The 24101-nt window shown below is 68.5% G+C and carries 19 protein-coding genes; 8 read left to right on the top strand and 11 right to left on the bottom strand.

What is annotated here, in order from left to right; genetic code table 11:
• Window positions 1-8 precede the first annotated feature (8 nt).
• Together SALPAC3_RS0111660 and SALPAC3_RS0111655 are read left to right on the top strand one after the other, a co-directional pair.
• On the top strand, window positions 9-500 hold the full coding sequence (locus SALPAC3_RS0111660; RefSeq protein ID WP_018221412.1) for a MaoC family dehydratase: 492 nt from the start codon (window positions 9-11) through the stop codon (window positions 498-500).
• Between the two features lie 133 nt (window positions 501-633).
• Window positions 634-2136, top strand: coding sequence for an aminopeptidase P family protein (locus tag SALPAC3_RS0111655; protein ID WP_018221411.1), 1503 nt, complete (start codon window positions 634-636; stop codon window positions 2134-2136).
• 364 nt (window positions 2137-2500) lie between these two features.
• On the opposite strand, the gene SALPAC3_RS0111645 is transcribed toward SALPAC3_RS0111655, so the two are convergent.
• The 6 genes from SALPAC3_RS0111645 to SALPAC3_RS0111615 form a co-directional block, all read right to left on the bottom strand.
• A complete protein-coding gene (locus tag SALPAC3_RS0111645) occupies window positions 2501-3196 on the bottom strand; it encodes a hypothetical protein (protein WP_157632324.1) in 696 nt (231 codons plus the stop codon).
• Window positions 3193-4863 carry a type VII secretion protein EccE gene (gene eccE / locus SALPAC3_RS0111640; protein WP_157632323.1) on the bottom strand — a complete coding sequence of 557 codons (1671 nt, stop codon included), beginning with the start codon at window positions 4861-4863 and terminating at the stop codon, window positions 3193-3195. The genes SALPAC3_RS0111645 and eccE overlap by 4 nt, the downstream gene beginning before the upstream one ends.
• A gap of 439 nt (window positions 4864-5302) precedes the next feature.
• The gene (gene mycP, locus SALPAC3_RS0111630) at window positions 5303-6556 is read right to left on the bottom strand and encodes a type VII secretion-associated serine protease mycosin (RefSeq protein ID WP_018221408.1); all 1254 of its coding nucleotides are present in this window, start codon (window positions 6554-6556) and stop codon (window positions 5303-5305) included.
• Between the two features lie 98 nt (window positions 6557-6654).
• Entirely contained in the window at window positions 6655-8079 is a 1425-nt protein-coding gene (locus SALPAC3_RS0111625) for a WXG100 family type VII secretion target (RefSeq protein WP_026185476.1), read from the bottom strand.
• 35 nt (window positions 8080-8114) lie between these two features.
• Window positions 8115-8552 carry a hypothetical protein gene (locus tag SALPAC3_RS0111620; RefSeq protein WP_018221407.1) on the bottom strand — a complete coding sequence of 146 codons (438 nt, stop codon included), beginning with the start codon at window positions 8550-8552 and terminating at the stop codon, window positions 8115-8117.
• A 154-nt stretch (window positions 8553-8706) separates the two neighbouring features.
• Entirely contained in the window at window positions 8707-12672 is a 3966-nt protein-coding gene (locus SALPAC3_RS0111615) for a type VII secretion protein EccC (RefSeq protein ID WP_018221406.1), read from the bottom strand.
• A 136-nt stretch (window positions 12673-12808) separates the two neighbouring features.
• On the opposite strand from SALPAC3_RS0111615, the gene eccD reads away from it, so the two are divergent.
• From eccD to SALPAC3_RS0111595, 4 genes are all read left to right on the top strand, one after another.
• Window positions 12809-14197, top strand: coding sequence for a type VII secretion integral membrane protein EccD (gene eccD, locus SALPAC3_RS0111610; protein ID WP_026185475.1), 1389 nt, complete (start codon window positions 12809-12811; stop codon window positions 14195-14197).
• A gap of 136 nt (window positions 14198-14333) precedes the next feature.
• Window positions 14334-15782 (top strand): type VII secretion protein EccB, encoded by a 1449-nt coding sequence (gene eccB / locus SALPAC3_RS0111605; RefSeq protein ID WP_018221404.1) that lies wholly within the window; start codon window positions 14334-14336, stop codon window positions 15780-15782.
• Between the two features lie 144 nt (window positions 15783-15926).
• Entirely contained in the window at window positions 15927-16256 is a 330-nt protein-coding gene (locus tag SALPAC3_RS0111600) for a WXG100 family type VII secretion target (RefSeq protein ID WP_018221403.1), read from the top strand.
• Window positions 16257-16275: 19 nt separating this feature from the next.
• On the top strand, window positions 16276-16563 hold the full coding sequence (locus tag SALPAC3_RS0111595) for a WXG100 family type VII secretion target (protein ID WP_018221402.1): 288 nt from the start codon (window positions 16276-16278) through the stop codon (window positions 16561-16563).
• A gap of 109 nt (window positions 16564-16672) precedes the next feature.
• On the opposite strand, the gene mycP (SALPAC3_RS0111590) is transcribed toward SALPAC3_RS0111595, so the two are convergent.
• From mycP (SALPAC3_RS0111590) to SALPAC3_RS0111570, 5 genes are all read right to left on the bottom strand, one after another.
• Window positions 16673-17971, bottom strand: a complete 1299-nt coding sequence (gene mycP / locus SALPAC3_RS0111590) for a type VII secretion-associated serine protease mycosin (RefSeq protein WP_033774845.1) — start codon at window positions 17969-17971, stop codon at window positions 16673-16675.
• A 169-nt stretch (window positions 17972-18140) separates the two neighbouring features.
• Window positions 18141-18347: a hypothetical protein gene (locus SALPAC3_RS0111585; protein WP_018221400.1), complete on the bottom strand. Its 207-nt coding sequence runs from the start codon at window positions 18345-18347 to the stop codon at window positions 18141-18143.
• A 39-nt stretch (window positions 18348-18386) separates the two neighbouring features.
• Window positions 18387-19028 carry a hypothetical protein gene (locus SALPAC3_RS0111580; protein WP_018221399.1) on the bottom strand — a complete coding sequence of 214 codons (642 nt, stop codon included), beginning with the start codon at window positions 19026-19028 and terminating at the stop codon, window positions 18387-18389.
• 246 nt (window positions 19029-19274) lie between these two features.
• Window positions 19275-19751 carry a hypothetical protein gene (locus SALPAC3_RS0111575; RefSeq protein WP_018811823.1) on the bottom strand — a complete coding sequence of 159 codons (477 nt, stop codon included), beginning with the start codon at window positions 19749-19751 and terminating at the stop codon, window positions 19275-19277.
• A gap of 930 nt (window positions 19752-20681) precedes the next feature.
• Window positions 20682-22346: an RCC1 domain-containing protein gene (locus SALPAC3_RS0111570; RefSeq protein ID WP_026185473.1), complete on the bottom strand. Its 1665-nt coding sequence runs from the start codon at window positions 22344-22346 to the stop codon at window positions 20682-20684.
• A gap of 109 nt (window positions 22347-22455) precedes the next feature.
• On the opposite strand from SALPAC3_RS0111570, the gene SALPAC3_RS28360 reads away from it, so the two are divergent.
• Both SALPAC3_RS28360 and SALPAC3_RS0111560 read left to right on the top strand, forming a co-directional pair.
• Window positions 22456-22602, top strand: a complete 147-nt coding sequence (locus tag SALPAC3_RS28360; RefSeq protein ID WP_018221395.1) for a hypothetical protein — start codon at window positions 22456-22458, stop codon at window positions 22600-22602.
• Between the two features lie 216 nt (window positions 22603-22818).
• Window positions 22819-24101 (top strand): RCC1 domain-containing protein (locus SALPAC3_RS0111560; protein WP_026185472.1); only part of this gene is annotated, 1283 nt, incomplete at its 3' end.

Raw genomic sequence — 24101 nt, 5'->3', positions numbered from 1 at the left:
GACAGCAGATGACGCTACGCCGAGTCAACGACCACGAGTACGTCGAAGAGCACGGTGGGGACTACGAGGACTTCGAACCCGGGATGGTGATCCGGCACTGGCCGGGGCGCACCCTCTCCGAGGCCGACAACACCTGGCTGACGCTGTTGACGATGAACCAGCATCCACTGCACTTCGATCAGCACTACGCCGCCGGCGCCGAGTACGGCCGGGTACTGGTCAACAGCGGCATCACCCTCTGCCTGATCGGCGGGATGACCGTGCAGGCGCTCTCCGCGCGTGCTGTCGCCAATCTGGGCTGGGACAAGGTGCGCCTCAAGGAGCCCGTCTTCGTCGGGGACACCCTCTACGCGACGAGTCGAATCCTGCAGAAGCGGCTGTCCCGGTCCCGTCCCGGCAACGGGATCGTGACGGTGGAGACAACGGGTACGAAAGCGACCGGAGAGCCGGTGATCGTCTTTGAGCGATCCTTCCTGGTCCGCTGCCGGGAGGCTGGCTGAGTCCGGTGCCGGGAGGCCGGCTAACCACCGCCGGGCGATGGCACCTGGAAAGGTGCCATAGCCCATCGACCACTTACCGGGTGCGCAAACCGTGGGTCGGCGCCGATGACCCGATCTGGCAGGATGTGTCGGCATGACGAGCGAGAAGCAGGCGAAGGCCAGCCACCGCGGCATTCCCAGTAGTAACGAGTTCCGTGAATTCATCGGCTCCGGATGGGCCAACCCCGACCGGGAGCCCACCCCCCGCGCCGCCGTGGCCGACCACGCCGCCCGGCGCCGGACCGCGCTGTCGCAGCAGTTCCCCGGCGAGCGGCTCGTCATCCCCGCCGGTGGTCTGAAGGTGCGCAGCAACGACACCGACTACCCGTTCCGGCCGCACACCGCCTTCGCCCACCTCTCCGGCCTCGGCGCGCACTCCGACCCGGACAGCGTCCTGGTGCTCGACCCAAAGCCGGGCGGTCGCCACCACGCCATCCTCTACTTCCAGCCGCTGGCCCCGCGAGACAGCGAGGAGTTCTACGCCGACTCCCGTCGTGGCGAGTTCTGGGTGGGTCCGCGCCCGAGCATCGCCGACCGGGAGTCGGAGCTGGGCATCACCGCGCGGCACATCGACTCGCTCGCCGACGACCTCGCCAAGGATGCCGCCGCAGCCCGGCTGCGGGTCGTCCGGGACGTCGATTCGCGCCTCACCGAGCTGGTGGAGAACGTCCGCGCCCAGGCCGGCGCGACCGGTTCGGAGCAGGAGCGGGAGGAGGCGGACGTGGAGTTCGCCCGGCACCTCTCCACCATGCGGCTGATCAAGGACGAGTGGGAGGTGGGCGAGATGCGCAAGGCCGTCGCCGCCACCCACAAGGGCTTCGACGCGATGATCGCCTCGCTGCCCGAGGCGGTCCGCAAGGGTCGCGGCGAGCGTTGGGTCGAGGGCGTCTTCGGCCTCTACTCCCGACACGAGGGCAACGGCGTCGGCTACGAGTCGATCTGCGCCTCCGGTGACCACGCCAACACGATCCACTGGACGAAGAACACCGGCGAGGTTCGCGACGGCGACCTGATCCTGATCGACTGCGGGATCGAGATCGACTCGCTCTTCACCGCCGACATCACCCGTACCCTGCCCGTCACCGGCCGCTTCACCGACGTGCAGCGCCGGATCTACGACGCCGTCTACGAGGCGCAGCAGGCTGGGCTGGCCGCGGTGAAGCCGGGCAACAAGTTCAGCGACATCCACGCCGCGGCGAACGCGGTGATCGCCCGAATCCTGCACGAGTGGGGGCTGCTGCCCGAGGGGGTCACCCTGGAGCAGACCCTGGACCGGGAGAAGGGCGGCTGGCACCGCCGCTGGATGGTCCACGGCACCTCGCACCACCTGGGCCTGGACGTGCACGACTGCCAGCTGATGCTGCGCGAGAAGTACATGGACAGTGAGTTGCGGCCGGGCATGATCCTCACCGTCGAGCCGGGCCTCTACTTCAAGTCCGACGACCTGCGGGTGCCGGCGGAGTTCCGCGGCAACGGCGTCCGGATCGAGGACGACGTGCTGGTGACCGAGGACGGCTGCGAGAACCTCTCCGCGGCGATGCCGCGAACCTCCCACGAGGTGGAGGAGTGGATGGCGCGGGTCTGGGCGAACGCCTGACCCACCTCCGAACACCTGCCCCACCCCCGGATCAGCCGGTAGGAGGGGCCGCCTCGGGCGCCGTACGACGTGGCCCGCGATCGGCGTACCGGTCGCGGGCCACGCTCAGCCGCTCCGCGGACGCAGCTGGCGCCAGGACACGACGGCGCTCGCGGCCGTCGCCAGGGCCAGGGTGCCGAGGACCGCCCCGGCCACCACCGCACCACTGAGCTGCACGGACACTCGGGTCGCGGTCTCGGCGCCTGTCGGTCAGTGCGGCGTCGGTGTGGAAACTTGACCTGCCGGTCGCCACCGGCGGGTGCTCGCGGTGCTGGCCTACCAGCGGAGCTGAGCGGCAGGGGCGTCGGGGTGGCCGGCCCGCCGATCAGGCGTCGCCGCGGGCCACCGAACCCATCAACTGGCGCTCGGTGGGGGTCACACTCAGCATGACCCACTGCACCTTGCCTCTGGTGATCAGGCCGACCATTTCCGGGTGCAGCTGGGTGAACCAGCTCTGCACGCTCACCAGCCCCAGCGCGTTCGCCGCCATCCCCGCCTCCGCCGCCGTCAGCCGCTGAAGCAGCAGGATGTCGCTGCGTACCAGCGCGGTGGAGTCCCAGCCGGCCAGGTCGTCGCGGACCACCAGGGTAGCCCGCCACGGCGTACTGAGCCCGGGGTTGGGGCCGGTGACCGGGCCGGTGTCGACAACCACGAGCTGCGGCTCGGTCGGGTTGGCCGGGGTCGGCGGCGAGCTACCGAGCGGCAGGAACGTGGCGATTTCCCGGCCGATGACGCAGCGCCGCAGGAAACCGTCCCACTCCCGCTCGCGGCCCGTCTGGATGAACAGCCGGGCGCCGAGCGCGATGGCGCGGAAGGCGATCAGCTGGGCGCTGCGGACGCCGCCGACCAGCATCAGCTGGGTCGGTTCGGGGCGGAACACACGCAGCCCCACCGGTTCCTGCTGCCGGTTGCGACCAACCACGAGGCCACCGCCACCGGCGACCAGGCGCAGCCCGCCGACGGATGCGGTGTCGGTGCGGTGCAACCCCATCCGGCTGTCCGGGAAAGCGACACTCCTCACCGTAGGAAACCTCCGAGCGGTAGCGTGGCGGCCACCCCGTGGGCATGCTCGCCGTCGAGTCGTTGCAGCTGACCGCCGTGGCGGCGGATCGCCTGGTGTAGGGCCTCGTCCGCGGCGGCCAAACCATCCGGCCCGCTCCCCAACAGCCGGAAGGCCGCCTCCATGGCGAGGTCGTCGCCGTCCACCCGACTGGCGGCGATCGACACCACACCTCCGGCGGAGGGGAGCCCCCGTAGCAGTGGATCGATCTCCCATCGCTGGCTGGGCCAGTTCAGCAGCCGGTGGCAGCTCTGCCGGGCGCCCCCGGTCGACCAGGCCCGCCAGGACTCGCGGGCGAGCAACTGCTCGCTGCCCGCGCCCGGCATTGCCCCGGTGAGGTGGGTGAGGGTGGCGACCGCGGCGAGCACCTCGTCCCGGTTGAGCATGCGCGCGGTCACCCGCTCCTGCCGCAGCAGCCGCCGGGTCCGCTGAATCACCTTGGTCAGCGTCGGGAGCAGGTCGTGGTCGGCGTGGAAATCGGGGGTCCGCGCCACCTGGAGCACCACCCACGCCTGCCGGCTGGCCGGTACGTCCCCGTTTGTCAGTTCCCGGTACGCCCGGCCGACCGCCGCCGCGCTCGGGTGGGCCCGCGGTGCCGGGGTCACCTGGATCAACAACTGCACCACCACCGGCGGACCCTTCCTGTCTGCCGGCGGCAGCAGCACGGCGGGGGAGGGCAGGGCCTGCGGAGTGCTCATCAGCAGGGCACCCTCGGTGGGGTCAATGTCGAAGACGACGCTCAGCCCAGCCGGGTGGGTCAACAACACCGCCGGCTGGTCGTCGATCTCGACCGGCTCCAGCTCGACGCCGCGGGCCAACCGGGCCAGGAGGTCCCGGGCCGGTTCCGGGTCGCCCGCGGCGAACTGCCGGCGTCGCCTTCGGAAGGCCCACCAGACCACACTCCACTGGTGCAACCAGCGGCCATGAATCCGGATCACTGTCGGTGCGAGTACCAGCACCGCCACGGCGGCGACCACGGCGGTGAGTAGCACGCTGTGCTGGGTGGCGGCGAGGATCGCCACCACCCCGACCTGCCACGCCACCAGCTGGACAACGGTGACCGGGCCGATCCCGAGTGGAGGCCGATACAGCCGTACCCGGGGGGCGCCCGGACTGTCTGGTTTGGGTGGTGGCCCGGCCACAGTAGTGGAGGTGGTCGACGAGGCGGGGGCCGCTCGCGGCGGTGGCGTGGCCGGCGGTGGCGCGGCGGGCGCAACGGCGGCTGACTGGCGCGCTGTGCTGGCCCACGCTGCCGTGTTGACTGGTGCCGCCGGGTTGCTCTGTGCCACCGGGTGCGGCTGCGTGGGCGCCGCCGCCGGGTAGGCGTGCTGACCGCCGTGGTTGGCCGGTGCTGTCGGGTTGGGCGGTACCGCCGCCGCGGCCCGCGCGCCGTAGACGGTGCTGGTAGCCGCCCGACCCTGCCCGCGCTGCGCGGCCCAGGCATGCCCCGGTCCGCTGGCCGCCGGATTGACCGGCCCCGCCGGCCGCGCCGGCCCCGCCGGCCCGCCGGCCTGCTGCCCAGGCGCCCCCCATTGCTCGGGCGGTAGCTGTGGGGCCGGCTGGGCAGCCACTTCCGGGTGGTGCTGCCAACCCGGTTCGCCCGGCCGTGCCGCACCCGGATGAGTCACCTCACGTCCTCCTCAGCTGGGCCGAAGGTGGCAGGCCGGTCGGCCGCACACTCCGTATTTGTCGGCGAAGCGCCGGCTTCACGGTCACGAGCGGATCACCGACGGACAGGTGCGCGCCAGGCTGGTCCGGGAAGACGAGAAGGGTGCGCGTCATGGCTCCGGGCTTCGTGCGTCGACGGGTGGGGGTTACGCCGACGATATCCCAGCCACTCGACCTGGTGGGGCCCCGAGGCTCGGGCGGCTGTCGCAAAGAATCCAGATTGGTAGCACTGAATGATTGTTGCCATTGGCGTGGCGCCGCACCAAGGGACCAAAGCGAGAGGAGTAATGGCCACACCCTTGATGTGGCCGCTGGTCGCAGAAGCACTGCTGCTCAACGGAATCGTCCATACGCACCGTCGCTGTGGTTCACCCGGACGGTTTGTGGTCTTGGGTGTGGTTAGTTGGGGCGTTGCCAGTCGGTGTGGTCGGTGTGGTCGGTGTGGTCGGTGGGGTCGGGTGGTGGTGTGGTGGTGGGTGTCTGGGGGGTGGTGTGGGTTGTGGGTGTGGTGGCAAGCCGCCGGCGGCGACGTAGGAAAAGTAGTGCGGTGGCCGTGATGAGGCCAAGGCCGAGGACCACGATTGCGATGACGAGTGTGGGTTGGAGACTGTTGTTTGTGGGTTCTGACTCGCGGGCGCGGATGAGGGCTGGGTCGAGTGGGGCTTCTGGGGTGGGGGATTGGGTTTGGGTGGTGCGGCCGTCTAGTTCGCCGGTGAGGGCGGCGCGTAGGTCGAGTGTGCCCCAGCCGTATTCGGGGTCTCGGCCGGGATCGCCGGCGTCGCGAGTGGTTTCGATCATTCGCTTGAACAGGTCTTCTGAGCTCAGGTTCGGGTACTTCGATTTGACCAGGGCGACGGCGCCGGAGACGAGTGCGGTGGCGCCGCTGTTTCCACCGATCGTTGCGTATCCCCCGCCGGGAGTTGCTTGGTAGAGGTCTTCGGCGGGTGCGGCGAGGTGGGTTTCCCACCCTAGGAGGGAGCCGAGGCGGCTGGGCTGGCCGTCACGGTCCAGTCCGGCCACCGTGAGCGTGGCATCGTGCGTCGCTAGGGAACTAATTACCGCGTTTTCCCGGTTACCGACACCGGCGACGACGATCACGTTATTCTGGTAGGCCCGCTCTACCGCCCGGTTAATTGCCGTGCTGTGCGTGGTACTTAGGGAGACGTTGATGACGTCTGCACCCTGGTCGATCGCCCATTCGATTGCGTCCGCGACCCCACTCTCATTTACCAGCGGCAGGCCCCCAGTTCCCAGGCTCGTGACGGTGATTGGGAGGACTTTGGCTTTGGGGGCGACGCCGAGGACTCCGTTGCGACCGTCGGGGCCGTGTCCGTGTCCGGCGATGAGGGAGGCCATCGCGGTGCCGTGGTCGGTGCGGGCTTCGTGTCCCTTGGACTGGTCGTCGTAGAGGTCCGCGCCGGGTAGTACGTTGTTTTTCAGGTCTGGGTGGCTGGCGTCCACGCCGCTGTCGATGACCGCGACGGTGATTCCTTCGCCCTGGGTTATTTTGTGCATCTCGGTTAGTTCGAGGGCGTCGAGGTACCAGGCGTCTTTCCGGTCGGCGGCGGCTGCTGGTAGAGCTGACATGCCGAGGGCCATGACGGCGGCGAGTGTCGCGGCGGTGCTGGTGGCCGCCGGGCGGGCGAGGCGCATTCGCGGATACCTCCTTCGGGGCCGTGGCGCGGCCGGTGGGGCGGTCGCATGGTGTGGGCCGGCTACCTGTGATGGGGTAACCGGCCCGTGCGAGGGGGTCAGCTCTGGCCTATGGCTTTGCCGTGGTGTCTTGGTCGTTGCTCGGTTGGTGTGGTGATGGTGCCAGTCGGGGGTGGGGTGGTGGTCCAGAGCTCGTCGTCGCCTTCGCCGTATTCCCAACTTTCGGCTTGGTCGGTGGCGTGTCGTGTCCTGGCGTGGCCGCCCAGTGGTGCGGGCCCGGTGCTGCCGACCGCTCGGGTGCTCCCGGCCGGTCGGGTGTTGCCGGCCGCAGTCTGGCCGGTGAGGTGGCTGCCGCCGGTCAACGGGGTGGGGCGGTTGGTGGTTGGTGCTGGGGTGCCGTGCGCGCCGTTGAGGAGGGTGGGCGGTGGTGGTGTTGTTGGGCGGCCCAGTGCGGGCTGGTGCGGGTTGGGTACCGGGCCGCGGGCACCGGGGGCGCCAGTGGTGCCGGGGGCGCTGGTTCCCAGCAGGGTGGGGCGGGGGAAGCCGGGCCGGTTGGTGGTGGTTGGTGTGTTCGGGCCCGCAGGTGTTGGGCCGTTGACACCTGGAAAGACCGGCGGGGGGCCAGGCGTAGGGGGGGGGGGGGTGGGGATTGGTGGTGTGGCTGCTGGGGGCCCGAGGGTCGGAGGCGGTGCGGTGAAGGTGCCTCCGGCGAGCCCGATGCCGTCGGTCGGCCCGGATGGGGAAGGTGGCGTCACGTTGGGTCGGGTGAGTAGCTCTGGCCGGTCACCAGACATGGTCGATGTGGACGGCCCCAGCCCGACCGGTGCGTTCGGCAGCACGGGCGGCGGGAGCTGCCCGAGGCCGATCTCGGGCACGTTCGTTGGCCCTTTGTATTTGCCGCCGCGTTGGACGTGCGTGTGGGCGACGTCGACATACAGCTCGGCTAGCGGCGTGACGATGCTTTTCGCGCGCTCATGGAACTCCTTCTTGACCTGCTCGTACGTCTTGCCGTTGTTCATGCCAGCGAAGTCGCTGAGCTGAATGCCCTCGTCGGCCTTACGGATGTGGTATTGGCGGTCCTGCTCGGCGACGTACGCCTGCCAGAGCTCGCTCATCTCCCGCTGGGTCTTGGTGATGGTGTTGCCGACCTGCTCCAGGCCGCGGGCGTGCCTGTCGGCGACCTCGGTCCACTCGTCCAGCGAGTAGAGGGCCGCACCCACCTTGCCCATGAAGTATTGGCCCGCGGGCGAGTGCCATTTCGCCGCCAGCCCATCGGCGTGCCGTTTCAGATTTTCCCGGGTGGCCTGCAGCAGGGCGCTGGTGCGGTGCCATGCCTCCGCGAGAGCGAGGGTGCGTTCGTCACTCTCGTCGCGGACAAGCATCCGCATCTGCTCGATATCGACCCCGTCCCACTGCGTGGGGGTGTAGATCTCGTTCGCGTTTTCGACGTAGTCGTCTTTGACATCGGCAAACAGCCGACGGTCTGGTTGCGTCGGCGTCCACTCGTAGTACTGGTCTGTCATCCCCGCTCCTCAGCTCTGCGTCCTGTCCGCACCGGTCAGGCCCGTGGGTCAACCGCCGGCGGAGCCACCGCGTTGTCGCCCTGCTGCCAGGTGGTGTCGAGGGTCGCCTGCCCCTCAACGTTGCGGAAGGCGTTTAAGACATCGTCGTTGGTCGCCTCGGTGAGGGCGTCCTCGGCGAGATAGTCGGCGGAGATCGATTTGGCGGCGATGCTGAGGGAGGCCAGGCCCCTCGCCGCCTCGGCGATCAGCGCCTGCATCGCCAGTCGGCTGTGTTCGTGTCTGGCCTGAAAGTACTGGCCCTCCTGCAGCCCGCCCTCGCCGAACGGCGCCGGCGCGTGGAGTGTCGGAGCCACGCCCTGCTCATAGCTGGGTGTGAAGTTCACGTTCAGCTCGTCCATGACCGCAGCTGCGAAGTCGCTGAGCTGCTGAATGTCGACGTCGATTTTCTCGCCGGCGAGCCAGTCGTCGCCCATGTGTCTCCCCCGATCGCTCGCCCGTCAGTGGCGCATTTGATCCAACTAGCGAGTTGTCATTTATTGGATGTGTCCAAAATGTGCTAGTTCGCAGCCACGAGCCGAGTATCCACTCTGGGGGAGCATAGCGTCATCGCGCAACCCCGTCGGGTGCTCATACCCGGGACGGAAGGTTCACCAACTGCACCAGACGGGTGCCCTCCCGCCGGGTGACCAGCCAGCCGCGACCGGGTGGTAGCGGCCCGGGACGGACGTTGCCGAGTAGTACCCCCTCGTCCCGGCTGCCGGACATCACGATGCCCGGGGTGCTGATCTCCCGCAGCCGCATCAGCACCGGCTCGTAGAGGGCTCGGCTCGCGCCACCGGTGCGCCGGGCGACGATCAGGTGCAGACCGACGTCCCGGGCCTGCGGCAGGAACTCCAGCAGCGGCGCCAACGGATTGCTGCCCACCCCCGTCACCAGGTCATAGTCGTCAACCAGGATGTAGAGGTCGGGCCCCCTCCACCAGCTGCGAGCGCGGAGCTGCTCGGGCTTCAAGTCGGGGGGAGGCAGCCGGTCCCGCATCACGGCCGCGACCTCAGCGATGTAGCTCTCGGTGAGCTGCGCCGACGACCCGTACCCGATCAGGTGTTCGGTGGTGATGTCGCCGAGCATGCTGCGGCGGTAGTCAACCAGCACCAGCCGCGCCTCGTTCGGCTCGTTGCGGTCGACGATCGACTGGGCCAGTGACCGCAGGAAGGTGCTCTTACCGGACTCCCCGTCCCCGAAGAGCAGGAAGTGCGGGTCGGCGGCGAAGTCCAGGTGCACCGGCTGGAGGTCCACCTCGGCGAGGCCGATCGGCACGCCGGGCCGTCCGGTGGACGGCAGGCTGCCGTACGGGATCACCGGGGGGAGCAGTCGGATCGGTGGAGCTCCCGGCCCCTCCCAGGCGGCGGCGAGGTCGTTGATCAGTTTGCGGGCTCCCTCGGGGAGGCTCTCCGGCTCCTGGGTGCCGTCGGCGCGAGGCAGCGCGGCGAGGAAGTGCTGACCGTCGGGGTCGATGCCCCGGCCGGGAGACTTTTCCGGCACGTTCACCGCGGCTCGGCGGTCCAGCATGGAGTCAGAAGCGTCCGCCAGCCAGAGTTCCAGCCGGGTGCCGAAAACGTCCCGGACGGCCGGGCGCAGGTCCATCCAGCGTCCGGCGGTGACGATCAGGTGGATGCCGAAGGAGAGCCCACGGTTGGCGATGTCACTGATCGCCGGCTCGAGGTCCTCGAATTCGGTCCGGATGGTGGACCAACCGTCGATGACGAGGAAGACGTCGCCGAACGGGTCATCGGTGTGCTCGCCCTGCCGGCGGGCGCGCCGGTACGCGGCCATCGAGTCCACCCTGTGCTCACCGAACCGCCGCTCCCGTACGCCCATCAGCAGCTGCAACTCGGCGACCGTCCGTCGGACCAAACTGGCGTCGAGCCGGGTCGCCACCGCGCCGACATGCGGCAGGTCGCGTAGGGAGGAGAGTGCGTTGCTGGCCAGGTCGAGGCAGTAGACCTGTGCCTCACGTGGCGTGTGGGTCAGCGCCAGCGAAGTGATGATCGTCCGCAGCATGGTGCTCTTGCCGCTCTGCGGACCACCCACGATCACCGCGTGGCCGGCGGCGCCCGCCAGGTCAAACCAGAGTACGTCCCGACGCTGCTCGAACGGCTTGTCAATGATGCCGGTGGCCACCTGGAGCTCGCCGAACAGATCGGCCTGCGCCACCGTCACCCCCCGGTTCGGGTCTGTGGTCAGCGGTGGCAGTAGCTGATCCAGGGTCGGCGGCTCCGCGAGCGGAGGCAGCCACACCTGGTGGGCCGGCGTACCCTGGCCGGTAAGTCGGTTGACCAGGATGTCCAGCAGGCTGTCGCCGCCGACGGCGGCGGTGTTGTCCGGTTCCGGCGTCACTTCCTTCTCGGGCGGTGTCACCGGCGGTGCGGTATAGCTGGTGTGGTATTCCAACACCCGCGTCTCGCCACCACCGGCGCCGGCCGCCGCCGCCGTCTCACTGCGGTAGGTCCCGGAGACATACGAGGCCTTGAACCGGACCAACGGTTCGGTGCCGAAGCGTAGGTAGCCGTGCCCCGGCGAGTTGGGCAACTCGTACGCGTCGGCAGTGCCCAGCACCACCCGGCTCTCCATGGCGGAGAAGGTCCGCAACCCGATCCGGTACGACAGGTGGTTGTCCAGGCCGCGCAGCCGGCCCTCCTCCAACTTCTGGGTGGCCAGCAACAGGTGGACGCCGAGCGACCGGCCAACTCGGCCGATCTGCACGAACAGGTCGATGAAGTCCGGCTTTACCGTGAGTAGCTCGGAGAACTCATCGCAGACGATGAGCAGGCTCGGCAGGGGAGCCAGGGGCGCCCCCGCGGCCCGGGCCTTCTCGTAGTCACGCTGCGAGGCGTAGTTGCCGGCCGCACGCAGCAACTCCTGCCGGCGCAGCAGCTCACCGCTGATCGCGCCGGCCATCCGGTCTACCAGTGGTAGCGCGTCCGCGAGGTTGGTGATAACCGCGCTGGTATGCGGGAGGGCATCCAGCCGGGTGAAGGTCGCGCCACCCTTGAAGTCGACCAGGACGAAGTTGAGGCTCTCCGGGTTGTGTGTGACGGCGAGCGCCAGCACCAGCGTACGCAGCAGCTCGGACTTGCCGGAGCCGGTGGCGCCGATCAGGAGGCCGTGCGGGCCCATGCCGTCCTGCGCGGACTCCTTGATGTCGAGGTCCACCGGACCGCCGTCGGTGCCCGCACCGATCGGCACCCGCAGTCGGTCCCGGTTTGGCCGCGGCTGCCAGGCTGCTGCCAGGTCAAACTCGTACGGGTCACCGATGTTGAGCAGCTCGGGCAGGCCCAGCTCGGTGGCGACCGAATCCTCGCCGCCCTGGGACATGGCCGAGAGGCGCAGCGGAGCCATCTGCATGGCGAGTGTCTCGATCTCCGTGATTCGGCAGTCGTCCGCGCGACCCATCTCGATCACGCCATCCACAGTCGTACCGACAAGCTTGTGGTCCGCACCGACCTCGAGTACCAGCCGTGACCGTTCCAGCAGCCGCGGCGCCGGGTTGGAGAGGTCGAGCAGGGTGACCCCATCCACCCCACCATCAGTCATCAGGTGCTCCGAACCAGCTGTGCTGCCGCCGTCGATGATGACCAGGATGTGCGGTCCATCGGTCTTGGACATCCCGCCGGTGGGGCTGTATCTGGGTCGGTTGGCCAGCACGTCGTCGAGCATCTCCTCCAGTCCTTTGACCGAGGGTGCGACGAGCCGCAGCTGGCCCAGCGCGTCGGTGCGACTCGGGTGCAGCCCGTGCGGCAGCCACTTCGTCCACTCCCATGCCGCACGTTGATCAGCGCTGACGCAGGTGGCGACGAGTAGGTCGTCCGGGGCGTGAAAGGCGGTGGCCTGGGCCAGGATCGAACGGACCAGCCCGCGTACCGCCTCCTCATCCCCCCGGAGGTGCACCTGGGCGAAGCCGCTGAGGAGCATCGCCACTGGCAGATCCGGCACCTCGCGGTAGGTGGTGAGAAAGCGGCGTAGCGCCAAGGCACACATCGGCTCCAGTTGTTCCAACGTTGCTGGCGGTGGCGGAACCAGGGGAGTGGCCAGTTCCTGCGGGCCGAGTCCGATTCGTACGGTCGAGAAGTCGGGGTCTCCGCGCCGCCGCTCCCACAATCGTGGGCCGATCGGAACGGACCAGAGCGCACCCGGTGCCGGATGCCGGTAGAACATGGATTCTCGCTGGCCCCGAATTGCCTTGAGTACCCGGCGACGCTGCCGCGACAGGTGCGTCATGTACTCGCGTCGCCGCTGCAGCATTTCCTGCTTGCTCGGACCACCGGAGTTGTTGGCGAGTTGAGAGGCGAGCATCCCGATCGCGGAGAGGCCGAAGAGACCCCCCGCGACGTAGCGGATGGTGTTGCCGCTCTGACCGGCGAACATCAGCGCCATAGCGAACGAACCGGCGAGCATCGGCAGCATCATCAGCAGCTGTCCCCAGCTGCGCCCACCGGGCGGCGGCACCTCCGGCGGCGCCTCCAGCACGATTTCGCCGAACGGGTACTCCGGCTCCGGCTGCCGGGCCGGGCGTTTCACAACGACGGTACTCACGTATCAGACCTCCCCGTTGTTGCCTGGACTCGACCGATCCGAACCGGCGCCCACGCCATCGGCACATGGTAGGTAGCCTCTTGTCGTCATGACAGCCGCGGGCCCGTTGGCCCGCTCCTCGTCGGAGGAAGCGTCAGTGGTCACCCAGGTCGGAACCGGACTCGCGCGCATCGCCATCGCTACCCCAGACCGGCGACTAGATATAGCCCTACCAGAGCATTTACCGCTGGTCGGAATGCTTCCCGCGGTGTTACGGCAGGCAGCGGAGCATCCGTCTGACGGAACGGCTCACGGCGGCTGGGTGCTGCGCCGTACCGACGGATCGCTCATTGATCTCAATCGTACGTTGGCCGCGCAGCACATCCGCGACGGGGAGACGCTGCACCTGGCGCCGCGCCGTACCGAGTGGCCAGAGTTGGCGTACGACGATCTGATGGAAGCTGTCGCGTCGGGCGCGCGCCGTCGTGGAATCGCCTGGAATCCACTCGCGACCCGGCTGACCGGTCTGATTGTCGCCAGTGCTCTGCTATTGATCGGTTTGACCGTCATCATCGGTTCGAACGAGCCCGGCTGGCTCGGCGGCGTGATTGCCCTCGGCGTTGCCGCCGGGCTGCTGTTGGCCGGGATTCTGCTCTCCCGGGCGATGGCCGACTCGCTCGCCGGGGCAGTGCTGGCCGCTGCCGGCCTGCCCTACGCCTTCGTCGGCGGTGTCCTGGTGATCGGGACCGGTGAGTCCGTCTGGGCGCTCGGTGCGCCGCACGTGCTGCTCGGCTCTGCCGTTCTACTCCTCTCGGGCCTCATCGGCATCCTCGGCGTCGGTGACGCTGCCCGGGTCTTCGTCGCGGCGGTCTACACCGGGTTCTGGGGAATGCTCGGTGGGTTGCTCGCCCTCAGCTCGATCGACGCCGTGCAGGGCGCGGCGATCGTGGTGAGCGGGGTGACTCTGCTGCTGCCGGCGCTGCCGCTGCTCGCGGTGCGGCTGGGGAAGCTACCGATGCCGGCGCTGCCCAGGAACGCCCAGGACCTGCTGCGCGACGAGCCGCAGCCACCGCGGGAAGCGGTGTACCAGGCGACGGCCCGGGCTGACGAGGTACTTACTGGCATGATTTTCGGTTCGATCGTGGTCACCCTCGGTTGCCTGACTGTGTTGACCGGATCGGGGTCGGTAGCTGCGCTGGTGCTGACCGGAATCGTCTCCCTCGGCTACCTGCTGCGAGCCCGACTGATGCCCACCGTCCGGCATCGGGTACCAATGCTCGCCGGCGGGCTCGTCGGGCTCGCCCTGCTGTCCCTGATTGGCGCGGCCGGCGCCGGGACGGCGGTGCGGGTGCTGACGGTGCTGCCCTTGGCGATGCTCGCGGCCGGGATCTCGGTCAGCGCCGGGCTCGCGTACAGCCGACGATCCCCGTCACCCCGGCTGGCCCGGTTCGGCGACTTCTTCGACGTGGTGCTGCAACTCGCGGTACTGCCGGTGGCGTGTGGGGTGATGGGTTTGTACGGCTTCATGCGTGCGCTGGGCGGCTGACCTGACGGGTTGGCGGTTGAGGTGATCTGAACGTGGTGCCCGCTGGCCGCCGGGCCCACGGTTGCGGTCGCGGTGCCTATCGTAGGCATCGCGGTCCGGCTCCAGCTGTGCCGACCGTACGCAGGGGGAGGGTGCCATGTCTTCGCGGCGGGACCAGGTCCAGTCGTATCAGTTCTTCGTCCAGCGGATGACCTCCGCGCTCGTTTCCCGGGAGCCTGATCCGGAGAACGGTGCACCGTTTCGGCGGCTCGGTGGTGCCGGCTTCGCGAGCATCATGGTGGCGGTGCTCTGTCTCGCCGCGGTGGGCGTCTACGGGCTACTGCGCCCCGGCGGCGCCACGAAGTGGCAAGAACAGGGAGTCGTCATTCTGGAAAAAGAGACCGGTACTCGGTACATCTATCGAGAGGGTCGCTTGTATCCGGTCGTCAACTACGCGTCGGCGCTGCTGGCGTTGGGCTCGGCGGGGAGCACCGTGTCCGTCTCCCGTAACTCCCTGCTCGGCACGCCGCGCGGCACCCCGATCGGCATTCGGGATGCGCCCGACGCGCTACCCGACTCGGAGCGACTTCTCGCCGGGCCGTGGACGCTCTGCACCCAGCCTGTTCGCGATTCGGCGGGTGAGAACGTCGCCACCACTGTGCTGACCGTCGGGGCCGCACCCGGTGGTGGGCAGGAGCTGGGCGACATGGCGCTTCTGGTCCGTGACACCACGACCAACCGACTGTATTTGATCTGGCGGGACCACCGGTACGAGATTCAGGACGAAAAAATCATCCTAGAAGGACTCACGATGACGACCGAACGGCAGGTAGAGGTGGGCGGAGCGTGGTTGAACGCCCTACCCGCCGGTGAGCCGATCGGCATCCGGAACGTGGTGGGCCGCGGCGAGTTTTCAGATGCAAGACCGGACACCCGAATCGGTCAGGTCCTGGTTGTGGAAAGCCAGAGTGGTGGCCGCCAGTACTACCTCGTGGAGCGAGCGCAGTTGCGGCCGTTGACCCAGCTTGAGGCCGAGGTGCTGCTGGCTGATCCGGAGACCACGCGGGCGTATCCGAATGGGGCGGCACCTGAGCCGATATCACTCTCGGCCGGCGCCGCGGCGGCGGCACCCAAGGCGCCGCCGGCGGTCGAGGGACCGCACCGTGCACCTGGGGAGCGTCCCGACATCATTCGTGAGGCCGGCGATCAACCGGCTGTCTGTGCCGCCTACCACCCGGGGCGAAGCGAGCCAACCCTGCTCCTGGAGGGGCAGGCGCAGCAGGTGCGGGAGCCAGCGTTGCCCCCAAAGCAGAGCAGCGCGGGGATTCCGCTCGCGGACCGGGTCGTAATCGAACCGGGGCACGGCGTCCTGGTTGAAGCTATGCCGGCACCCGACGCGTCGACGGGTGCCCTAAGTCTGGTTACCGACCTCGGCTATCGGTATTCGCTCGCCTCGAAAGAGGTGGCGAATACCCTCGGCTATGGCGATGTGGAGCCCATTGCACTACCGGCGAGCCTGGTTGATCGGCTCCCCGCCGGTCCCGCACTCGATCCGGTGGCGGCAAAGCAGACTCTTGATCCAGCCCAGCCGGGGCAGCCACAGTAGAGGGTGATTCGGACCAGAGCGAGCTGACCTAGCGCGGGCTGGACATGACCCGTTACGGTTCGTACGGAAAGCGGTGTGAGCGCACCGCGACGAGGCCGCCTCCGCCATTGCGGGGGGATCGATGAGGACGGGGGTGACTCCACCATGACGATGCGTACCGATACCGGCTTGATGGTGAAGACCGAGGGCGAGGTAAACGCTACCGCCGATCGGCTCACCAGCAATCTCAACCAGCTGATGGACCAGCTCGCGCCGCTGTACGACCAGTGGAAGGGTGCTGGTGCGGGCTCGTTCCAGCAGGTGCGCCAGCGGTTCGACCAGGACATGGCGCGGTTGAACGTGGCGCTGCGGGCGATCGCCGAGGCGGTTGGGTCGGCCGGCAAGGACTACGACGTCGCAGACGAAGAAATCAAGTCTGAGATGGATTCCGCCGGCGCCACCGCCGGGCAGATCACTGCGGCACTGAAGCTCTGACGGGGGAGAAGGTTCCGAAATGGAAATTCGGTACAACTTCGCTGCCTTGGCCGCTTCGGCGGACAGCTGCGGCAGCAGCCTGAAGAACATGAACGGCGAGCTCGAAACGCTCAAGTCCAGCATCGCACCCCTGCTCGCGACCTGGGACGGTGACGCTCGCGAAGCATACTTCCGCCGGCAGCGCGAGTGGGAGGCCGCGGCAAACGACCTGCGCGACCTGCTTAGCCGGATTGAGCGAGCCCTGCGCGATTCGGCAGCCAGGATGCAGGCCCGTGAGGCCGCGAACCAGGCGAAGTTCGGCGGCTGATCTCTTCGGACGTCCCGATGGCCCGGCCTGGTGCCGGGCCATCGGCGTTTCTCACTGGCTTGACGGCCTGGGCCCGCCCGGCAACGTGGTAGTGGGTGCAAGCCGGTCGTCAGCTACGGGGCGGCGAGGTGGTGGCCACCTGGAAGAACGCCTCATCGGGCTCGTCGATCTCCGGAGGCGGGGGCGGTGGATCCCCGAGGCGCGTCGGGCGCCAGCGTAGGCGTCGACCGCGCGGCAACAAGGCAACAGCTACGGCGACGGCAAGCGCGATCACCGTCACCGACAGGCCGCCCCAGAGCGCCACCCGCCCGAAGACCTGCCACCGCTCGGCTCGCTCCTGCGCCGCCGCGTCGTACAGCGGGTCGGGCAACGGGGCTGGGGCCACCGGAGCCGCCGTACTCAACCGCTCGGTGACCGCCCGGTATGGGCTGAGCACTCCCTGCCCGTAGCCCTGCTCCGGGCCCCCCTGCGCCGGGTCGGCCGTAGCCAGTAGCCGGCGAGAAACCTGCTCGGCCGACAACTGCGGCTCGGCGGCGCGGATCAGGGCCGCGGTCGCACTCACCAGCGGGGTCGCGAAGCTGGTGCCGCTCCAGACGTTGTGGCCGTCCACGCGGGTTGCCGCGACGACCGCACCACCAGGAGCCACCAGATCGACGTAGGGCCCGACTTGTGACTGTTCTACCCGTGCGCCCTGCTGGTCGATCGCACCGACCCCGATCACGCCCTCGTACGCGGCGGGATACGGCACCGGGTCGGGCTGCCCGTCGGTGCGGTGGAAGTTTCCGGCGGCGGCGACCAGGACCACATCCGCCCGCTGGGCGTAGTGGATCGCGCTCTCGACCTCGGGGTCGGGCTGGTAGAGCGTTACCGACATGTTGATCACATCAGCGCCGTTGTCAACGGCCCGACGGATAGCCTGCGCGAAGATCTCGGTGGAGACGCTCTCGCCCTGGCCTTCGGCGCCTCCGCCGCCGGCCTGTTCACTGACCCGGATCGGGAGGATCGTGGCGTCCGGGGCCAGGCCGTGGAAGCCGATGCCCTCCTGTGGGCGCGCGGCGATCAGGCTGGCCACCGCGGTGCCGTGGGAAACGCAGTCGAAGTCGCCACCCGGCGTCCCGCGGAGGGCGTCGAACCCGGAAATTACCTGGCCGTCCAACTGCGGGTGGCTGCCGTCGGAGCCCGAGTCCACGACGGCCACCTCGACCCCGGCACCGGTGCTGAATGGCCAAACCCGTTGCGGGGCGAGCCACTGCTGGTGCCAGGGAGTGTCACTAATGACCTGACCCGGCTCGCTTGGATTGGCACAAGCCGACGGAGCCGCCACGGCTGGCACTGGTGGCATCAGGACGGTCGAGCTAACCAGGGCAAGCAAGAGCGCACCGGCAGGTTGACGACGATCGCGGAGCATGTCGCGCTCACCTCTCATCTGTACAACGCCGCTGCATCCTAGCGATTTTTGGGCGGTGCTCGGGGCAGGGACACCGGATCCACCACCAACATCGCATCGACCACCGCAACCGCGCCGGCTTGTGAGTCGCAGGTGCGCTCCGGGTCATGCTCTGCATCGACCTTAGGCTTCAACTCGGGCACGCCCCCGAATGGTGCTCCACGATCGGCAGCGGCACCTCGAACAGATCCGCGAAGTAGCCCAACCGGTGATACGCCTTCAGCAGCACCACCAACGTCAGCAGATGCTGCGGCGCCCGAGTCCGACCCCGCGCCCACCTGATCTCCTCAAACCCCAACTCCCGCCGCACCACGGTGTAGGCGTATCCCGGCGGCACCGAGCAGGCCCAGTAGCCACTGAGCCTGCTCGGCGGCGGTCAGTAGACCTCGATGCCGACCGCGAAGCCGTCCGGGTCCCAGGCGTTGGAGTCGTACGCCCATGGGCTGGCGCCCCCGCCGTCGGCCGCCCACGGCGTCAACTGGCGGGTGCCGCCCTGGTCGGCGCCGCCGTGGTCGACCGCCTTGATACTCAACCGGAAGTCGTAGAACACGACGCCGGCCGGCATATCGCGGGTCTCCAGGCAGACCTTGACCTGGTCGGGGTCGAACCCGTTGCTGTCGAAGGCGAAATCGCTCACGCCGCCGCCCTCGCTGGCCCACGGCGACCACTGGAGGAAGCCGGTCTGGCTGCCGTTGTGGTCGGTGGCCTGAGCGCCGATCCGGAAGTCGCGGCTCAGCGGTGTGAAGCGCGGCGGCGGCTCCAGGAAGAGCCGGGCGCCGTCCGGGTCGAACGTGTTGGTGTCTCCGGCGAACGGGGAACATCCGCCGCCGAAGTTAGAGTACGGGGTGTACTCGGCATCCCCGATCTGGCTGCCGTTGTCAATCATCTGGATGCCGACACGGAAGTTGGGCAGGTCGGCGGTGGCACTCGGCCGGGCGGCCGCTGGCGCGACCGTGCCGACGATCGCGAGGACGCCAGCCGTGACGGCTGCGGCGAGCCCTGCGGTGATCCTGGGCATGTGCTGTTCCTCCTCGTGGCGGCGTCATCGCGTCGGTGACGCCGGGTTCGTGGTGCCGGGAGCCAGCACCGGATGGCGAGAAACCTAGAGATGAGCGCTGGCGCAGCCCTGGTCATCCGTCACATCGAGCATGATCTATCTCATGAACGCTCGCCATGTATAGCTGCACGCTGGCAAGCCCGACAGCAATGCGCTGCATGCGCATTTATCGCTTTTTGATGTGCGAAGTGAGTGGTCCGGCGGTTGTCAGCCGACCAGGAGGTAGGAGTTGGCGAAGCCGGCGGGGTTGCAGACGTTGAGCTGTCGTCGCACGGAGGAGTACGAGAAGCCGGGTGGGACGGTGCAGGCCCAGATTCCGGCCTGGGGCACCCGCAGGTAGTAGGAGTTGGCGAAGCCGGCGGGGTTGCAGACGTTGAGCTGTCGTCGCACGGAGGAGTACGTGTATCCGGACGGCACGGTGCAGGTCCAGACCCCGTCGCTGGGGGCGACGACATAATAGGAGTTGGCGAAGCCGCCGGGGTTGCAGACGTTGAGCTGTCGCCGTACCGCCGTGTAGGTGTATCCAGACGGCACCGAGCAGGCCCAGAAACCACTCGCCTGCGCGGCGGGCTCGGTGGATTGATCGGCGCCGTGGGCGGCCGTCGCCGGTGCGACAGCCAGGCCGGCGACCATGAGGATAGCCGTGGCGATCAGTCGGGACATCGCCTGACGGGCGCGGCCCATGGAACCTCCAGGTGCTAGAGGGCTTGGATTCATCCCCCGAAGCCTAAAAGTGCTTTGTTAGTATCCGATGAATAAGTGAACCTCGATTAAATGATCGAGGCGATCCCTGCCGGTCCACCCCGACTACCGGCAAAGATTCAGCCACGTAGACCTCCGAAGGTCACATGCTGGGGGCGGTGCTATCGCCGTGATGCTGCGCGGGCGACCGAGGCCGGCGTGGGGCCCCTGACCGACTCGACCAACTCCCTGCACCAGGTCCCGTCCCAGCCGCTCGGGCCGACCGTTGACGCGTGTGCAGCCCGGGTGGTTCGCAGGGTGAACCCACCGCCGGCAGCCGCTGGCAGCTTGCGGCGGCACGCTCCACCTCGACGGGGTGGCCGGCGGTGGCCGGTCACAGTCCGAGCTCGTCGCGCAGCTGGGTCAGGGGGATCGGGTGCCGCCCGCGTCCATCCGGGCCAGGGTTCACGGGCGGCGGCGACGTCCGCGGCGTCCTCGGCCCGCTCGATCGCCTCGGCCGGGTCGGCGGGGACGATGGCGGCCCTGCGCTGACCACGGCGGGTGACGTAGGTGATGCGTCCGGCGTAGTGGGCGCGGAAGGGCCATGTCGGCGAGGCTGTCACGGGCGACGGATATCGGCTGCGGACATACGACCTGCGGCACGTGTGTTGTATTGTCAACATCCTTTCAAAGGATGGCACCGCAGCGGGGCGGGCTATCCCGCCGGAACGAGGCGCAGCAGTCCCGCTCGTAGACCAGTCCGGAGGCCCCCTCGGCCATCGGCGTTACTGGTTGACTACGCCTCACGGGGTGAGGTGCCTTGTAGTCAGGTGCTCACGTTGGCATTCTGGCGTGGCATTCCTGCAAACCGGACCCGTCGGAGCGTCTCGTTCGGCAGGACGTAAGCCGAGGTCCAGCAGACCGACGCCCCGTCTATTCAGGGTGATGGTGGTGTGGTCGGCGTCGGCGCGCGGCGTAGATGAGGATGGCGCCGGCCAGGATGGACAGGGTGGCGGCTCCGGTGGTGGTGGTGAGGGTTGGGCCGGTGATGGGTAGGTCGGGGTTGATGGTGATGGTGGTGGGTGGGGATTGGCTGTTGGGGCAGGTGTTGGTGCTGGTGTGGTGGGCGGTGAGGGTGTGGGTGCCGGTGGGCAGTGTGGTGGTGTGGGTGGCCGTGGCGTTGGTGGTCAGGGGCACGGTGGCCAGGGTTGTGCCGTTGGTGCGGAGGGTGATGGTTCCGGTGGGGGTGTCGACGTTGCAGGTGACGGTGGCGGTGAGGGTGACATCCTGATCCGCCCTCGGCTTTCGTGGCATGACCTGCAGGGTGGTGGTGGACGTTGGGAGGGCGGCAAGCGCCATGCTGTGTTGGCCGCCGGCGGCGACGGCGGTGATCGTGACACCGGTGGGCAGGTCAACGTCCGCCGGGGTACTCCTGTTGGTGGTGTCCCCGTTGCCCAACTGGCCGGAGACGTTTCTGCCCCAGGCGACGACGGCGCCGGCGGCGGTTAACGCCAGACCATAGTCGAATCCGGCGGCGACGGCGGTGATCGTCATGCCGGCCGGCAGGTCGACGTCCACCGGCGTACTGCTACCGGTGGTGGTCCCGTTCCCCAACTGGCCGGAGGCGTTTCTGCCCCAGGCGACGACGGCACCGGCGGCGGTTAGCGCCAGACTATGTAGGCCGCCAGCGGCGACGGCGGTGATCGTGACACCAGCGGGCAGGTCAACGTCCGCCGGGGTACTCCTGTTGGTGGTGTCCCCGTTGCCCAACTGGCCATCCGCATTGTTGCCCCAGGCGAAGGCAGCGCCAGTGGACGTTAGCGCCAGACTATGGGCGGCACCGGCGGCGACGGCGGTGATCGTCGTGCCGGCCGGTAGGTCAACGTCCACCGGCGTACTGCTACCGGTGGTGGTCCCGTTCCCCAATTGACCGTTGCTGTTGTCGCCCCAGGCGAGGACAGCGCCAGTGGACGTCAACGCCAGGCTGTAGGCGGCACCGGCGGCGACGGCGGTAATCGTGACACCGGCGGGGAGGCTGACGCCCACCGGCGTGCTCACGTTTGTGGTCCCCCCGTTGCCCAGCTGACCATGTAGGTTCTCGCCCCAGGCAAGGACGGTACCGGCGGACGTCAACGCCAGACTATGGAAGGCGCCGGCGGCGATAGCGGTGATCGTCGTGCCGGCGGGCAGGTCAACGTCCACCGGGGTACTCCTGTTGGTGGTGTCCCCGTTTCCCAACTGGCCGGAGAAGTTTCTGCCCCAGGCAAGGACAGCGCCGGTGGACGTTAGCGCCAGACTATGTAGGCCGCCAGCGGCGACGGCGGTGATCGTCGTGCCGGCCGGCAGGTCAACGTCCACCGGCGTACTGCTACCGGTGATGGTCCCGTTGCCCAGTTGACCGTCGCTGTTGTCGCCCCAGGCAAAGTAGGTGTCCGACGCACGGATCGCCGCTGATGGCCCGTTCTCTGCGGCTGCGAGCGACATAGTGGCCGCCTGCGTGACCATCACCGCCAACACCAGAAAGACCAAGCCGGTGATGGCCCGCCCCACCCGGCATGCTTCGGCGCCACGGCCGGGCCACCGGCAGAGTCTTCGCATCACTCCTACCCCCAAGCAGGCAAGCAGCGCCAACAGGACAGACGCAAGTGTCAACCACCTATCCCGCACAGATGTGGAGAAACGCCCTCAAGCAGACATCCAGCCACAGGTGCGGCATGACTTACGACTACCTGATCTCACCCGCACCACCGTCCCCGCCGCCGTCGGCGCCCCCACTCGCGTCGCTGGCCTCGCGAACGTGATCGTCCTCGACGCCGACTCGTCCACCACGCTGACCGCCGATGTGGTCGCATGACGATGGCGTTCGGGAGTTCGGCCGTTCCCATAGTGCGGGAGTCGTCTGCCACGGGGACGGCTGAAGGGCCCCCCGCCCGCCGTTCCTTGTCGGGTGCCGACCGGCGATGTTAGCTGGATGCCCCCGTAAGGGCGTTTCTCCCCATAGACAGGTGATAGTTGATGGAACATTGCGCTTGTCCTATTGACGGTGTTTGCCTGCGTGGAGGTAGAAGCAATGGGGAGCCCCTGCCGATGGGCAGGCGATGGCGCGGGCCGAGTGGGCCGGGCCATCACCGGCTGGTTTCTTCTGGTGTTGGTGGTGATGGTCACGCAGGCGGTCGCCGTGTGGCCGGTGGTCGCGCAGGACACGCCAGCACCGTTCGGTGCCGCCTCGGACACCATCCTCGCCTGGGGCAGCAATTTCTTCGGCGAGCTGGGCAACGGGACCACCACCAACAGCAGCACACCCGTCGCCGTCAGCCTGCCCGCGGACACCGCTGCCGTCGCCATCGCCGCCGGTGATGCCCACAGTGTGGCGTTGACGGCCGCCGGTACCGTCCTTGCCTGGGGCGACAACTCGCACGGTCAGTTGGGTGATGGGACTGGCGCTGACAGCTTGACGCCGGTTGGGGTCAGCCTGCCTGCGGGGGTCACGGCCTCCGCTGTCGCCGCTGGTCGCGACCATAGTGTGGCGTTGACGTCTGCCGGCACTGTGTTCGCCTGGGGTGGGAACTCGTTTGGTCAGTTGGGTGATGGGACCGTTGTTGACCGCAGTACGCCGGTCGCGGTCGCTCTGCCGCCCAGCACCACAGTGACTGCTGTCGCTGCCGGTGGCAACCATAGTGTGGCGTTGACGTCTGCCGGCACTGTGCTCGCGTGGGGCCGGAACTTTTTTGGCCAGTTGGGTGACGGGACTGTTGTTGACCGCAGTACGCCGACTGTGGTCAGCCTGCCTGCGGGGGTCACGGCCTCCGCTGTCGCCGCCGGCCGCATCCACAGCCTGGCATTAACGACTGCCGGCGACGTGCTCGCCTGGGGTAACAACACCTTCGGCCAGTTGGGTGACGGGACCACCACCACCAGCAGTACACCCGTCTCGGTGACCCTGCCCGCGTCCACCACCATCACCGCCATCTCCGCCCGCGACAGCCAACACAGTGTCGCGATGACCTCCGCCGGAGCCGCGCTCTCCTGGGGCCGCAACCTGCGGGGCCAGTTGGGCGACGGGACCACCACCAACAGAAGCACACCCGTCAACGTCCACCTGCCCACCGGCGTCACAGTCACGGCCATCGCCGCCGGCGACGACCACAGCCTGGCCCTGACCGCACCAACGCCGACCTCCACCACCACCCTGCAGGTCATGCCACGAAAGCCGAGGGCGGATCAGGATGTCACCCTCACCGCCACCGTCACCTGCAACGTCGACACCCCCACCGGAACCATCACCCTCCGCACCAACGGCACAACCCTGGCCACCGTGCCCCTGACCACCAACGCCACGGCCACCCACACCAC

It is taken from the genome of Salinispora pacifica DSM 45544, assembly GCF_000378845.1.
Taxonomy (GTDB): Bacteria; Actinomycetota; Actinomycetes; order Mycobacteriales; family Micromonosporaceae; genus Micromonospora; species Micromonospora pacifica.
The sequence above is the reverse complement of the archived record's forward strand: the minus strand, read 5'-3'. Positions and strand labels throughout refer to the sequence as shown.